The sequence below is a fragment of the Streptomyces sp. NPDC126497 genome (genome assembly GCF_040302425.1).
Classification (GTDB): domain Bacteria; phylum Actinomycetota; class Actinomycetes; order Streptomycetales; family Streptomycetaceae; genus Streptomyces.
Genome location: NZ_JBEORT010000028.1, coordinates 1 through 13547, shown reverse-complemented (window position 1 = coordinate 13547; position 13547 = coordinate 1). Strand labels below are relative to the sequence as shown.

Genomic DNA, 13547 nt, shown 5'->3' with positions numbered 1-13547 from the left:
ATCGTCCGGTACCCCGAGCGGACTGGAACGGGAAGGCCGCCGTCGCGTGAACACAACCCCACAGCCCGATCCCCGAGGCCGTCCCGCGCGGCTCACCGTCGGCGTCGTCGGCGCCGGACGCGTGGGCCCCGCCCTGGCCGCGTCCCTCCGGCTCGCCGGACACCGCCCGGCGGCCGTCTCCGCCGTCTCCGACGCCTCCCGCAGGCGCGCCGAGCAGCTGCTCCCCGGCGTACCGGTGGTGCCGCCCGCCGAGGTCCTCCAACGGTCCGAGCTGGTGCTGCTGACCGTCCCGGACGACGCCCTGCCCGAGCTGGTCTCCGGACTCGCCGACACCGGCGCCGTGCGGCCGGGCCAGCTGCTCGTGCACACCTCCGGCCGCTACGGCGCGAGGGTCCTCGACCCCGCCCTGCGGGCCGGCGCCCTGCCGCTCGCCCTGCATCCCGCGATGACGTTCACCGGCACCCCCGTCGACGTGCAGCGCCTCGCCGGCTGCTCCTTCGGCGTCACCGCCCCCGAGGAGCTGCGGCTGGCCGCCGAGGCCCTCGTCATCGAGATGGGCGGCGAGCCGGAGTGGATCGCCGAGGAGAACCGCCCGCTCTACCACGCGGCCCTCGCCCTGGGTGCCAACCACCTGGTCACCCTGGTCGCCCAGTCCATGGAGCTGCTGCGCACCGCCGGTGTCGGGGCCCCCGACCGGATGCTCGGCCCGCTGCTCGGAGCCGCCCTGGACAACGCCCTGCGCTCCGGCGACGCGGCCCTCACCGGACCCGTGGCGCGCGGCGACGCGGGCACGGTCGCCGCGCACGTCACCGAGTTGCGCCGGCACGCCCCGGGGGCCGTCGCCGGCTACCTGGCGATGGCCCGCGCGACCGCCGACCGCGCCCTCGCCCACGGCCTGCTGAAGCCGGAACTCGCCGAGGACCTCCTCGGGGTGCTGGCCGGCGGAGCCGACGGCACCGGAAGCACCCCGGGGGAGGACCGATGACCGGCGCCCCCCGGCACCCCGCCCACCCCAGCCGTACGACGACGCGCGCGTCCCGGAACGGAGCCGCCCGATGACCGCCACCCTGCTGCGCACCGCCGCCGAACTGCACGCGCGTCCGCGTACCGGCCGCCGCGCCGTCGTGATGACCATGGGCGCCCTGCACGAGGGCCACGCCACGCTGATCCGCACCGCGCGGGAGATCGCCGGCCCCGACGGCGAGGTCGTGGCCACCGTCTTCGTCAACCCGCTGCAGTTCGGCGCGGGCGAGGACCTGGACCGCTACCCGCGCACCCTGGACGCCGACCTCGGGCTCGCCGGGCGGGCGGGCGCCGACGCCGTCTTCGCCCCCTCCGTGGACGAGGTCTACCCGGGCGGAGAACCCCAGGTCCGCGTCAGCGCCGGCCCCATGGGCGAACGCCTGGAGGGCGCCGCCCGCCCCGGCCACTTCGACGGCATGCTCACCGTCGTCGCCAAACTGCTCCACCTCACCCGCCCCGACACCGCGCTGTACGGCCAGAAGGACGCCCAGCAGCTCGCCCTGATCCGCCGCATGGTGCGGGACCTGAACTTCGGCGTCGAGATCGTCGGCGTCCCCACCGTCCGCGAGGAGGACGGGCTCGCCCTGTCCAGCCGCAACCGCTACCTCTCGGCCGCCGAGCGGCGCACCGCGCTCGCCCTGTCCCAGGCCCTGTTCGCGGGCCGCGACCGGCACGCGGCCCAGCAGGCGCTGCGCGCGCGGGCCAGCGAAGTGCCCGCCACGCGTGCGCGCGCCGAGGCGCTCAGCGCCATCGGGGAGTCCCGCGCGGCGGCCGCCGCGCACGCCGTCGCCACCACCGCCGGCGGCCCGGCGGCCGTCCGCGCCGCCGCCCGGCTGGTCCTCGACGAGGCCGCCCGCCTCACGCCGCCCCTCGAACTGGACTACCTGGCCCTGGTCGACCCCTCCGACTTCACCGAGATCGGCGACGACTTCACCGGCGAGGCCGTCCTCGCGGTGGCCGCCCGGGTGGGCGCCACCCGCCTGATCGACAACCTCCCCCTGACCTTCGGAAGCTTCGGAGCCGCCTCGTGACCACCACAGGCATACGACTGCACGCGCCCGCGCCCGGGTGGTCCATCGACGCGGACGTCGTGGTCGTCGGCTCCGGCGTCGCCGGGCTCACCGCCGCCCTGCGCTGCGAGGCCGCCGGCCTGACCACGGTGGTCGTCACCAAGGCCCGCCTGGACGACGGCTCCACCCGCTGGGCCCAGGGCGGCATCGCCGCGGCCCTCGGCGAGGGCGACACCCCCGAACAGCACCTGGACGACACCCTGGTGGCCGGCGCGGGCCTGTGCGACGAGGAGGCGGTCCGCCTCCTCGTCACCGAGGGCCCCGACGCCGTACGCCGCCTCATCGCGACCGGCGCGCACTTCGACGAGTCGACCGACGGCGGCCTGGAACTCACCCGCGAGGGCGGCCACCACCGCCGCCGCATCGCCCACGCGGGCGGCGACGCCACCGGCGCGGAGATCTCCCGCGCCCTGGTCGAGGCGGTCCGCGCGCGCGGGCTGCGCACCATCGAGAACGCCCTCGTCCTCGACCTCCTCACCGACGCCGACGGCCGCACCGCCGGCGTCACCCTGCACGTCATGGGGGAGGGCCAGCACGACGGCGTGGGGGCGGTCCACGCGCCCGCCGTGGTCCTGGCCACCGGCGGCATGGGCCAGGTCTTCTCGGCGACCACGAACCCCGCCGTCTCCACGGGCGACGGAGTGGCCCTCGCCCTGCGCGCGGGGGCCGAGGTGAGCGACCTCGAGTTCGTCCAGTTCCACCCCACCGTGCTCTTCCTCGGACCCGGGGCGGAGGGCCAGCAGCCGCTGGTCTCCGAGGCGGTGCGCGGCGAGGGCGCCCACCTGGTGGACGCCGACGGCGTGCGCTTCATGCAGGGGCGGCACGAACTCGCCGAACTCGCCCCCCGGGACATCGTCGCCAAGGGCATCATGCGCCGCATGCGGGAGCGGGACGCCGAGCACATGTACCTCGACGCCCGGCACTTCGGCGCCGAGATGTGGGAACACCGCTTCCCCACGATCCTCGCCGCCTGCCGCGCCCACGGCATCGACCCGGTCACCGAGCCGATCCCGGTCGCCCCGGCCGCCCACTACGCCTCCGGAGGCGTCCGCACCGACTCCCACGGCCGCACCACCGTGCCCGGCCTGTACGCGTGCGGCGAGGTCGCCTGCACCGGCGTGCACGGCGCCAACCGCCTCGCCTCCAACTCCCTCCTCGAGGGACTGGTCTACGCCGAGCGCATCGCCGCCGACATCGCACGGGCCGGAACCCTCCACCCACGCGTGCCGCAGCCGCTCCCCGCGTCGGAGCGCCCCGCGTACCCCCTCCTCCCCCCGGAGGCCCGCTTCACCATCCAGCGGACCATGACCCGGGGAGCGGGCGTGCTGCGCTCGGAGGCGTCCCTCTCCGAGGCCGCCGACCGCCTCCACCGGCTCCACGCCGACGCGCGCGACGCCCTCGACGAGAACGGCAAGACCGCCGAGCCCGGCGTCGACACCTGGGAGGCCACCAACCTCCTGTGCGTGGCCCGCGTCCTGGTCGCCGCCGCGCGGCAGCGCGAGGAGACCCGCGGCTGCCACTGGCGCGAGGACCGTCCCGAGCGGGACGACACGACCTGGCGCCGCCACATCGTCGTACGGCTCAATCCGGACCGGTCGCTGGCGACGCGCACCACCGACACCACGGACTTCCCCCCGACCCTCACCCAGGCCCAGGAGCAGTGACAGCAGTGACCACCCCCGACCTCCCCCTCGTTCCCTCCGGCGGCTGCGGCGACGGCTGCGCCTGCGGCGCCGACGAGGAGACCTACCTGGAGTGCGGTCTCGACCCCGCGCTCGCCCAGCTCCTGGCCGACGCCGGCCTCGACCCCGTCGAGGTCGAGGACATCGCCAACGTGGCCCTCCAGGAGGACCTGGCCCACGGCGTGGACGTGACGACGGTCGCGACCATCCCGGAGGACGCCGTCGCCACCGCCGACTTCACCGCGCGGGAGGCGGGCACCGTGGCCGGCCTGAGGATCGCCGAGGCGGTCATGTCGGTCGTCTGCACGGAGGAGTTCGAGGTCGAACGCCACGCGGAGGACGGCGACCGCGTCGAGGCGGGCCAGACCCTGCTCTCCGTCACGACCCGCACCCGCGACATCCTCACCGCGGAGCGCAGCGCCCTGAACCTCCTGTGCCGCCTGTCGGGCATCGCGACCGCCACGCGCGCGTGGGCGGACGCCCTGGAGGGCACCAGGGCGAAGGTCCGCGACACCCGCAAGACCACGCCCGGCCTGCGCGGCCTGGAGAAGTTCGCCGTGCGCTGCGGCGGCGGCGTCAACCACCGCATGTCCCTCTCGGACGCGGCCCTGGTGAAGGACAACCACGTGGTGGCGGCCGGCGGTGTCGCCGAGGCCTTCACCGCGGTCCGCGAGCGCTTCCCCGACGTCCCGATCGAGGTCGAGGTCGACACCCTGGACCAGCTCCGCGAGGTCCTGGACGCCGGCGCCGACCTGATCCTGCTGGACAACTTCACCCCCGGCGCGTGCGCGGAGGCGGTGGCCCTCGTCGACGGCCGCGCCGCCCTGGAGGCGTCCGGCCGCCTCACCCTGGCCAATGCCAAGGAGTACGCGGACACGGGCGTCGACTACCTGGCCGTGGGCGCCCTCACCCACTCCTCGCCGATCCTCGACATCGGCCTCGACCTGCGCGCGGCGGAGTAGGACCGGCCATGCTGCTGACGATCGACGTGGGCAACACGCACACCGTCCTGGGCCTCTTCGACGGCGACGACATCGTCGAACACTGGCGCATCTCCACGGACGCCCGCCGCACGGCGGACGAGCTCGCGGTCCTCCTCCAGGGCCTCATGGGCATGCACCCGCTGCTGGGCGACGAGCTGGGCGACGGCATCGACGGCATCGCGATCTGCGCGACGGTCCCGTCCGTCCTGCACGAACTCCGCGAGGTCACCCGCCGCTACTACGGGGACGTGCCGGCGGTGCTGGTCGAGCCGGGCGTGAAGACGGGGGTGCCGATCCAGTTCGACAACCCCAAGGAGGTCGGCGCCGACCGGATCATCAACGCGGTCGCGGCGAACGAGCTGTACGGGGGCCCGGCGATCGTCGTCGACTTCGGTACGGCGACGACGTTCGACGCCGTGTCCGCGCGCGGGGAGTACGTCGGCGGGGTCATCGCCCCCGGAATCGAGATCTCGGTCGAGGCGCTCGGGGTCAAGGCGGCCCAGCTGCGGAAGATCGAGGTGGCCCGGCCCCGGAGCGTGATCGGCAAGAACACGGTCGCGGCGATGCAGTCGGGCATCGTGTACGGCTTCGCCGGTCAGGTGGACGGGGTGGTCAACCGGATGGCCCGGGAACTGGCGGACGACCCCGACGACGTGACGGTGATCGCCACGGGCGGGCTGGCGCCGACGGTGCTGGGCGAGAGCTCGGTCATCGACGAACACGAGCCGTGGCTGACGCTGATCGGACTCCGGCTGGTGTACGAGCGCAACGTGTCACGCCTGTAGGGCGCGGGCACCCCGTGCCGGCGCGGGCCGCGCCACCGGGTGCCCCGCGTCGGTGCGGGGCCGGGGTGTTCCGCGACCCGGCGCCTGCGGAGTGCCTCCCCGCTCCCGGCTTCGCCCGAGCGGGGATCCCCCTCGCCCCTGCGGCACGACCGCCCGCGGCCGACGCGGCGGAGGCCGACGGCGTTGTGACGCCCGCGGCGCGGAGGGGCCGGGGCGGGGTGGCCGCCCGCAACGGCCGGCGCGTCCGCGCCCCGCCCCCCTCCAACGGGCGCGGACCGCGCCCGTTGGAGGGCGGACACCCCCGACGCGGCCCCGCCCCCCACACCGGTCCCGGGCGCCGCGCCCGCCGTCAACCGGCCGGCTGAGTGACATCCCGCGCCACGCCTGCGCCGCCACGAGGCATTTGTCCGATTAGCGCGTACCGTCGGGGCATGCCCACGCCCTACGGATCCCGCGGCGGCATGGCGTTCGGCGCGGAGGAGCTGCGCGTGCTCCGTCGCGCCCTCGCCCTCGCCCTGCACCCCGTCCCCGCCTCGGCCGACGACCTCCAGGACTGCCTCCACCTCGCCTCGGACCTCGACGAGGCGACACGGGAGAGCGCCCGGCTGCGCGCCTTCCTCCTGGCCGACCTCGGTCGCTACCGTGCCGCCCTCCCCGGCACCGCCGCCGGCTACCTCACGCTCCTGGAGGAGGCGCTGGGCGCCGGATACCGCCCCCGCCCCGACGACCTGGCCGCCCTGCGGGCCCTGCGCGGCAACCCCACCGCCGCCGTCCTGCTGCACCTCTGCCGACGCGCCCTCCTCCTGGCCCTCCCCGGCGGCCGCGCGACCACCGAGGACCCGCAGAAGCAGGACCCGGACCGGAGGCCGCCGGCGGCCCCCCGTCCCGCTCCGGCCCCCGGGCCCGCCCGCCCCGTCCCCACCCCCGGCGAGGTCTTCCCGCGCCGCAAGCCCGTCCCGCCCCCGCCGGACCAGCACCTGGCCGTCGGCTGACGCCCCCGCTGCCCTACCCTGGAACCATGGACTACGTCTCCGCGCTCCTCCCCCCGGTCGTCATGGCCGTCTTCTTCATCGCCGTGATCCGGGTGATCGTGAAGACCCAGGGCGGCGCCAACAAGGCCAAGGAGGACGCCGCGGTCGACGCGGCCCTCGCACGGGCGCAGGGCGAGCCCGCCCCCAGGACCGAGGCCTGAGATCCCCGGCCCCACGCGGCCGCACCCCTGGCGTACGACCCGAGGTCGTACGCCCTTTTTCTTCGCGTTTGCCGGTGATCATGCCCGCTCGGCACGCGATCGGCCTGATTCGCCACTATTGTTCTGAGCTGTGCCTCGCCCCTTGGGAGAACTCGAAGACGCGGTCATGACGCGGGTGTGGAAGTGGAACCGCCCGGTGACCGTTCGGGAAGTCCTGGAAGATCTTCAGAAGGAACGGTCCATCGCGTACACCACGGTGATGACCGTTTTGGACAATCTCCATCAGAAGGGTTGGGTGCGCCGAGAGGCGGAAGGCCGGGCCTATCGATATGAGGCGGTCTCCACGCGTGCCGCCTACGCCGCCGCGCTGATGAACGAAGCGTGGTCGCAGAGTGACAACGCCGCCGCCGCTCTCGTCGCGTTCTTCGGCATGATGAGCGAGGAACAGCGACGGGCTCTCACCGACGCGGTCCGCATCGTCCAGCTTCCGGAAACCCCCGCCGCGGAGAACCCCGCCTCCGAGGAGAACCCCGGCTCCGCCGAGGACCACGGCGGACGATAGCGTCCCCACATGTCCGCAGACAGCCCCGAAGTGCCAGCAAAAGCCATCACGGTCCGACGGGCCCGCACCAGCGATGTCCCCGCAGTACGCCGGCTCCTTGACGTCTACGTCCGCGGGGGCATCCTGCTCGACAAAGCGACGGTGACGCTTTACGAGGACATCCAGGAGTTCTGGGTGGCGGAACGGGACGACAACGCGGAGGTGGTCGGCTGCGGCGCCCTGCACGTGATGTGGGAAGACCTCGCGGAAGTCCGCACTCTCGCCGTGAAGCCCGGTCTGAAGGGCGCGGGCGTCGGGCACCGGCTGCTGGAGAAGTTGCTGGAGACCGCCCGCTGGCTCGGTGTTCGCCGCGTTTTCTGTCTGACCTTCGAAGTGGACTTCTTCGGCAGGCACGGCTTCGTGGAGATCGGGGAGACCCCCGTCGACACCGATGTGTACGCGGAGTTGCTCCGCTCCTATGACGAGGGCGTCGCGGAGTTCCTCGGTCTCGAACGCGTGAAACCGAACACCTTGGGCAACAGCCGGATGCTTCTGCATCTGTGATCTGCGCCCGGTGCCCTATGTCCGAAACGCGCATGTTTCCGTGCCGGCCGCGGGCGGCCGGTCTCTGCCAGGGGTTTGTGTTTTTACGGCAAAAGCGGTTTGCTTTCCGGAGTACTGCAGTACTCCGGTACTGCATATAACAAGGGGCGGCGATACGGCGGACGCCGGCACACCCCGGCCCTCAAGTTATCGATGAAAGGAAATCCGGTGGCACAGAAGGTTCAGGTCCTTCTTGTCGACGACCTCGACGGTGGCGAGGCGGACGAGACCGTGACGTTCGCGTTGGACGGCAAGACGTACGAGATCGATCTCACCACCGCCAATGCGGACAAGCTCCGCGGCCTTCTCGAGCCTTACGTGAAGGGCGGCCGTCGTACCGGAGGCCGTGCTTCGGGCGGGCGCGGAAAGGCGCGCGCCTCTTCCGGCGGCAGCCAGGACACCGCGGCCATCCGCGCCTGGGCGAAGGAGAACGGTTACGAGGTCAACGACCGCGGCCGTGTCCCCGCGACCATCCGCGAGGCCTACGAGAAGGCCAACGGCTGACCGTCGGTCCGTACGGTGGCGGGCGTGCGCACACGCCGCAGCCGGGCCCGGTGGACCTGCGTCGCCACCGTGTTCACCAGCCGCACGAGGTCCGGGGGGCCGCCACGGTCCCCCCTCGCACCACCCCTCGTGCCCATCGCCGACAGCGTCGGCAGCGGGGCCTCGGCCCCGCGACCCGGCTCGGGGGGCCGCAGCCACACGGCGGCCCCCTGTGATCCGTCACGGCCCGGGGGGAGCGGCCGGGCGGTGCGGCCGGGACCGCCACCGGAGCCGGCGGCGGGAGGCCGGGGAGCGGTCATGAGGCCGTCCGCGCCGAGCGCCACCAGCTCCAGCTCCAGCGCGCCCCAGTCCAGCCACTCCAGCAGTCCGGGCAGCTCCTCGGCGCTGCCCGCTGCCACCAGCAGCCGCATCCTGCCCTCCCCGAGGGCCACCGGGAACCCCCGACCGAGCGCCCCCGAGCGTCCCAGGTGCTCCAGCGCCGCGCGCCCCGCCTCCGCCGGCACGTCCAGGACGTCGAAGCGCACCCCCGTCACCAGCCGTACCGGCGCCCCGGGCGCGGTGGGCCATCCCAGTGCGTCCTCGTACCAGCGCCGCACCGCGTCGTCGCCCGGCACGAACGGTGGACGGGGGGACGGCGCTGCGGGGGCGACGGTGCGGACCATGCCCGGGGCAACCGACCGGACCCCCCGAGGGTTACGCGGAGTGCCCGGACGTGAGCGCAGGGTGCCGGATCCGGAGGCGCGCGGTGGTGCGGGGAGGTGCGAGGTTGTTCGCCCGTAGCGGAGGAAACCCGTGCACTCGGCATGGACCGTCCGTGGCAGCGGGTAAGACATCCCTAGTGGGAGGGGTCGACACGCAGGGCGGGACGGCTCCCGTTCGCCACGGGCGTACTGGCGATGGGGGTAACTGCCTGGCCTGCGGGAACATCGTCTCGCACCATCGGGTTGGAGCAGATGTCGGCGTGAGCGGGGTCAGGAGGCCATCGACGGTGTCGGCAGTTGGAATGAGCGGTCCCCGCTCGCGGGACTAAGCTGCGGAAGGACAGGGAGGGGAAGTTCCCCCCACTGCCTGACCGCTCTGAGGAGCGATTAACGATGTTCGAGAGGTTCACCGACCGCGCGCGGCGGGTTGTCGTCCTGGCTCAGGAAGAAGCCCGGATGCTCAACCACAACTACATCGGCACCGAGCACATCCTCCTGGGCCTGATCCACGAGGGTGAGGGTGTCGCCGCCAAGGCCCTTGAGAGCCTCGGGATTTCGCTCGAGGCGGTCCGCCAGCAGGTGGAGGAGATCATCGGCCAGGGCCAGCAGGCCCCGTCGGGTCACATCCCCTTCACCCCCCGTGCCAAGAAGGTCCTGGAGCTGTCGCTCCGCGAGGCCCTTCAGCTGGGCCACAACTACATCGGCACGGAGCACATCCTGCTCGGCCTGATCCGCGAGGGCGAGGGCGTCGCCGCCCAGGTCCTGGTCAAGCTGGGCGCCGATCTGAACCGGGTGCGGCAGCAGGTCATCCAGCTGCTCTCCGGCTACCAGGGCAAGGAGACCGCCACCGCCGGCGGTCCTGCCGAGGGCACGCCCTCCACGTCCCTGGTCCTCGACCAGTTCGGCCGGAACCTCACCCAGGCCGCCCGTGAGTCCAAGCTCGACCCGGTGATCGGGCGCGAGAAGGAGATCGAGCGGGTCATGCAGGTGCTGTCCCGCCGTACCAAGAACAACCCGGTGCTGATCGGTGAGCCCGGCGTCGGCAAGACCGCCGTCGTCGAGGGCCTCGCCCAGGCCATCGTCAAGGGCGAGGTGCCCGAGACCCTCAAGGACAAGCACCTCTACACCCTGGACCTCGGCGCCCTGGTCGCCGGCTCCCGCTACCGCGGTGACTTCGAGGAGCGCCTGAAGAAGGTGCTCAAGGAGATCCGCACCCGCGGCGACATCATCCTGTTCATCGACGAGCTGCACACGCTGGTCGGTGCGGGTGCCGCCGAGGGCGCCATCGACGCCGCGAGCATCCTCAAGCCGATGCTGGCCCGCGGCGAGCTGCAGACCATCGGTGCCACCACGCTGGACGAGTACCGCAAGCACCTGGAGAAGGACGCGGCCCTGGAGCGCCGCTTCCAGCCCATCCAGGTCGCGGAGCCGTCCCTGCCGCACACGATCGAGATCCTCAAGGGACTGCGCGACCGGTACGAGGCGCACCACCGCGTCTCCATCACCGACGAGGCCCTGGTGCAGGCGGCGACGCTCGCCGACCGCTACATCTCGGACCGCTTCCTGCCGGACAAGGCGATCGACCTGATCGACGAGGCCGGCTCCCGGATGCGCATCCGCCGGATGACCGCGCCGCCGGACCTGCGCGAGTTCGACGAGAAGATCGCCGGCGTCCGCCGCGACAAGGAGTCCGCGATCGACTCGCAGGACTTCGAGAAGGCCGCCTCCCTGCGCGACAAGGAGAAGCAGCTCCTCGCCGCCAAGGCCAAGCGGGAGAAGGAGTGGAAGGCCGGCGACATGGACGTCGTCGCCGAGGTCGACGGCGAGCTGATCGCCGAGGTCCTCGCCACGGCGACGGGCATCCCGGTCTTCAAGCTCACCGAGGAGGAGTCCAGCCGTCTGCTCCGCATGGAGGACGAGCTGCACAAGCGGGTCATCGGCCAGAACGACGCCGTCAAGGCGCTGTCGAAGGCGATCCGCCGCACCCGTGCGGGTCTGAAGGACCCGAAGCGTCCCGGTGGCTCGTTCATCTTCGCCGGCCCGTCCGGCGTCGGTAAGACCGAGCTGTCCAAGGCGCTCGCGGAGTTCCTCTTCGGCGACGAGGACGCGCTGATCTCCCTCGACATGTCGGAGTTCAGCGAGAAGCACACGGTCTCGCGCCTCTTCGGTTCGCCCCCCGGCTACGTGGGCTACGAGGAGGGCGGCCAGCTGACGGAGAAGGTGCGCCGCAAGCCGTTCTCGGTCGTCCTCTTCGACGAGGTCGAGAAGGCCCACCCGGACATCTTCAACTCGCTGCTGCAGATCCTGGAGGACGGTCGCCTGACCGACTCCCAGGGCCGGGTCGTGGACTTCAAGAACACGGTCATCATCATGACGACCAACCTCGGCACCCGGGACATCTCCAAGGGCTTCAACCTGGGCTTCGCCGCCGCGGGCGACACGAAGACCAACTACGAGCGCATGAAGAACAAGGTCCAGGACGAGCTCAAGCAGCACTTCCGGCCCGAGTTCCTCAACCGCGTCGACGACGTGGTCGTCTTCCCGCAGCTCAGCCAGGAGGACATCCTGCGGATCGTCGACCTGATGATCGACAAGGTGGACGAGCGCCTGAAGGACCGGGACATGGGCATCGAGCTCTCCCAGTCCGCCAAGGAGCTGTTGTCCAAGAGGGGCTACGACCCCGTGCTGGGCGCCCGGCCGCTGCGCCGGACCATCCAGCGGGAGATCGAGGACTCGCTGTCGGAGAAGATCCTCTTCGGCGAGCTGCGTCCCGGTCACATCGTGGTCGTGGACACCGAGGGCGAGGGCGACGCCGCGACCTTCACCTTCCGCGGTGAGGAGAAGTCGGCCCTGCCCGACGTCCCGCCGATCGAGCAGGCGGCCGGCGGGTCCGGTCCGAACCTGAGCAAGGACGCGTAAGCGCCCACGGCGACCGAAAGGGGCCGGTGCCCGGAAGGGCACCGGCCCCTTCTCCGTGTCCGCGTCAGGACAGCTGACCGTCGTAGTCCGGCAGCTTGAAGGTCTTCTCGGCGTGGCCGCCCGACAGGTCGGTGGCGCTGTTGCCGATGTTGGCGATGATCGTGTAGCCCTTCTCCTCGATGCGGACGCGCTGGGCCGTCTTGTACTCGGCCACGTTCCGGAACAGGTCGAGGAAGCCGCGCACGTAGAGGCCGGAGGACTCGTAGCCGGCGTGGTCGAGGTTCCACTCGGTGGGCGCGTGGATGAGGCCCGGACGGGCGGTCACGAAGAACACGGCGACGCCGTGCTCCTGGGCGTACTCCGCGACCTCCAGGACCGGCTCGTTGGCGGGCTGCGGGAAGCTGAAGCCGAAGTCGGTCTCCAGCGCGGTGTTGTCGACGTCCAGGACGATCGCCTGCTTCTCGCCCGGGCCGGTGTCCCCGATCCGCTGCTTCAGATACGGCAGGGCCTGGTCCATGACCGCCCGGCAGTCCCGCTGCCAGGTGTCGTAGTCGACGTCCGCCGCGACGGCGGACACCGCCGGGGAGACGGCGGGCGGATCGGAAGGGGCGGCCTCGGCCGGTGCGGCCAGGGCCACCAGGGCGGCCGCGGAGACGGCGGTGACCGATACGCGGACCGGCCAGGGGCGTCGGCTTCTCATGTCGTGGGGGTCCTCTCACGTCCGTGACGCTGCCAACATGTCGTGTGCATGCTCGTCTGCGAGGGTGACGCGAGGTGAACCGTAGGGTTACCGGACGGTAGGCGACTAGAGGCCTGCGCCACATTTATGGAATGGCCGAACCCGTTCGTCGGTGACATGCCGCACAGGCGCTTTGCCCGGTACTAGACGGAATAGTAGTCACAGCACTTACACAAAGCGGGCATGTGGCCCGATTTTCTGATCGATCGGCTCTAAATGGAGGGTTTCGCCCCATAGGAGGGGTCTGTCAAGAGATGTGCATCTCAGTGGATACCTACGGCTTCCCTTCGTAGGTCACACCTTTGCACCGTTATGTCCGGAGGGGCTACCAATGAATCACCACCGAGGCGCGGACCCGTCCGCCGGGTGGTTTTCCTCTGTCCCCCTCCTGATGAGGTGTGTATGTCCCAGCGCGTCACGTCCCGTTCCTTCCGCACGTCCCAGATCCGCACCCGTGCGACCGTGCTGGCCGCCGGACTGGGGGCCTCGGTCGTGATGGGGGCCGGGGTCGCGGCCGCCGCCGACACCACGGCCGCATCCGGCGCCGCCGGCGCCGTCCAGGCGCAGGCCGTCGCCCAGGCCAAGGCCGCGAAGGCCCAGGCCGCCCAGGCCGAGAAGGCCGCCGAGGCGAAGGCCGCCGAGGTGAAGAAGGCCGCCCGGGCCGCCGCCGAGAAGCAGGCGTCCTGGATCGACCCGGTCAAGAGCTACAAGCTGTCCGCGAGCTTCGCGCAGAACGGCGGCATGTGGGCGCACAAGCACAGCGGCCAGGACTACGCCGTCCCGACCGGCACCACGGTCATGGCCG

13 protein-coding genes and 1 pseudogene are annotated in these 13547 nt (G+C 72.2%); 12 read left to right on the top strand and 2 right to left on the bottom strand.

Translation table 11 applies throughout. The annotated features are described in order from the left end of the window. Positions 1-46 precede the first annotated feature (46 nt). From ABTY20_RS14970 to ABTY20_RS14925, 10 genes are all read left to right on the top strand, one after another. Complete coding sequence (locus tag ABTY20_RS14970; protein WP_351997422.1) at positions 47-985, top strand: Rossmann-like and DUF2520 domain-containing protein; 939 nt, start codon at positions 47-49, stop codon at positions 983-985. A gap of 70 nt (positions 986-1055) precedes the next feature. Further along, on the top strand, positions 1056-2054 hold the full coding sequence (panC, locus tag ABTY20_RS14965) for a pantoate--beta-alanine ligase (RefSeq protein ID WP_351997421.1): 999 nt from the start codon (positions 1056-1058) through the stop codon (positions 2052-2054). After that, entirely contained in the window at positions 2051-3757 is a 1707-nt protein-coding gene (locus tag ABTY20_RS14960) for an L-aspartate oxidase (RefSeq protein ID WP_351997420.1), read from the top strand. Before panC ends, ABTY20_RS14960 begins: the two co-directional genes overlap by 4 nt. 5 nt (positions 3758-3762) lie before the next feature. Continuing rightward, positions 3763-4737, top strand: a complete 975-nt coding sequence (gene nadC, locus ABTY20_RS14955; RefSeq protein ID WP_351997419.1) for a carboxylating nicotinate-nucleotide diphosphorylase — start codon at positions 3763-3765, stop codon at positions 4735-4737. 8 nt (positions 4738-4745) lie between these two features. Continuing rightward, positions 4746-5543 carry a type III pantothenate kinase gene (locus ABTY20_RS14950; protein WP_351997418.1) on the top strand — a complete coding sequence of 266 codons (798 nt, stop codon included), beginning with the start codon at positions 4746-4748 and terminating at the stop codon, positions 5541-5543. Positions 5544-5974: 431 nt separating this feature from the next. Further along, positions 5975-6535: a hypothetical protein gene (locus ABTY20_RS14945; protein WP_351997417.1), complete on the top strand. Its 561-nt coding sequence runs from the start codon at positions 5975-5977 to the stop codon at positions 6533-6535. A gap of 26 nt (positions 6536-6561) precedes the next feature. Further along, the gene (locus tag ABTY20_RS14940) at positions 6562-6735 is read left to right on the top strand and encodes a hypothetical protein (RefSeq protein ID WP_351997416.1); all 174 of its coding nucleotides are present in this window, start codon (positions 6562-6564) and stop codon (positions 6733-6735) included. A gap of 166 nt (positions 6736-6901) precedes the next feature. Further along, entirely contained in the window at positions 6902-7297 is a 396-nt protein-coding gene (locus tag ABTY20_RS14935) for a BlaI/MecI/CopY family transcriptional regulator (protein WP_502991809.1), read from the top strand. A 9-nt stretch (positions 7298-7306) separates the two neighbouring features. Beyond that, the gene (locus ABTY20_RS14930) at positions 7307-7840 is read left to right on the top strand and encodes an amino-acid N-acetyltransferase (protein ID WP_351997414.1); all 534 of its coding nucleotides are present in this window, start codon (positions 7307-7309) and stop codon (positions 7838-7840) included. 207 nt (positions 7841-8047) lie between these two features. Further along, entirely contained in the window at positions 8048-8383 is a 336-nt protein-coding gene (locus ABTY20_RS14925) for a histone-like nucleoid-structuring protein Lsr2 (protein ID WP_351997413.1), read from the top strand. Here the strand turns inward: ABTY20_RS14925 and ABTY20_RS14920 are convergent. Continuing rightward, entirely contained in the window at positions 8362-9045 is a 684-nt protein-coding gene (locus ABTY20_RS14920) for an SCO3374 family protein (protein ID WP_351997412.1), read from the bottom strand. The genes ABTY20_RS14925 and ABTY20_RS14920 overlap by 22 nt on opposite strands. 432 nt (positions 9046-9477) lie before the next feature. Between ABTY20_RS14920 and ABTY20_RS14915 the strand changes: the two genes are divergently transcribed. Continuing rightward, complete coding sequence (locus ABTY20_RS14915) at positions 9478-12003, top strand: ATP-dependent Clp protease ATP-binding subunit (RefSeq protein ID WP_351997411.1); 2526 nt, start codon at positions 9478-9480, stop codon at positions 12001-12003. Between the two features lie 64 nt (positions 12004-12067). Here ABTY20_RS14915 and ABTY20_RS14910 read toward each other — a convergent pair whose 3' ends face one another. After that, positions 12068-12703 carry an HAD family acid phosphatase gene (locus tag ABTY20_RS14910; protein ID WP_351997410.1) on the bottom strand — a complete coding sequence of 212 codons (636 nt, stop codon included), beginning with the start codon at positions 12701-12703 and terminating at the stop codon, positions 12068-12070. A 441-nt stretch (positions 12704-13144) separates the two neighbouring features. On the opposite strand from ABTY20_RS14910, the pseudogene ABTY20_RS14905 reads away from it, so the two are divergent. Then, positions 13145-13547: pseudogene (locus tag ABTY20_RS14905) on the top strand (M23 family metallopeptidase); the annotation flags it as partial.

What these genes read in the sequence shown, in the direction of transcription:
- panC (WP_351997421.1), top strand. Translation starts at nt 1,056, where the DNA reads ATGACCGCCACCCTGCTGCGCACCGCCGCCGAACTGCACGCGCGTCCG.
- ABTY20_RS14950 (WP_351997418.1), top strand. Translation starts at nt 4,746, where the DNA reads ATGCTGCTGACGATCGACGTGGGCAACACGCACACCGTCCTGGGCCTC.
- ABTY20_RS14945 (WP_351997417.1), top strand. Translation starts at nt 5,975, where the DNA reads ATGCCCACGCCCTACGGATCCCGCGGCGGCATGGCGTTCGGCGCGGAG.
- ABTY20_RS14940 (WP_351997416.1), top strand. Translation starts at nt 6,562, where the DNA reads ATGGACTACGTCTCCGCGCTCCTCCCCCCGGTCGTCATGGCCGTCTTC.
- ABTY20_RS14935 (WP_502991809.1), top strand. Translation starts at nt 6,902, where the DNA reads ATGACGCGGGTGTGGAAGTGGAACCGCCCGGTGACCGTTCGGGAAGTC.
- ABTY20_RS14930 (WP_351997414.1), top strand. Translation starts at nt 7,307, where the DNA reads ATGTCCGCAGACAGCCCCGAAGTGCCAGCAAAAGCCATCACGGTCCGA.
- ABTY20_RS14920 (WP_351997412.1), bottom strand. Translation starts at nt 9,045, where the DNA reads ATGGTCCGCACCGTCGCCCCCGCAGCGCCGTCCCCCCGTCCACCGTTC.
- ABTY20_RS14915 (WP_351997411.1), top strand. Translation starts at nt 9,478, where the DNA reads ATGTTCGAGAGGTTCACCGACCGCGCGCGGCGGGTTGTCGTCCTGGCT.
- ABTY20_RS14910 (WP_351997410.1), bottom strand. Translation starts at nt 12,703, where the DNA reads ATGAGAAGCCGACGCCCCTGGCCGGTCCGCGTATCGGTCACCGCCGTC.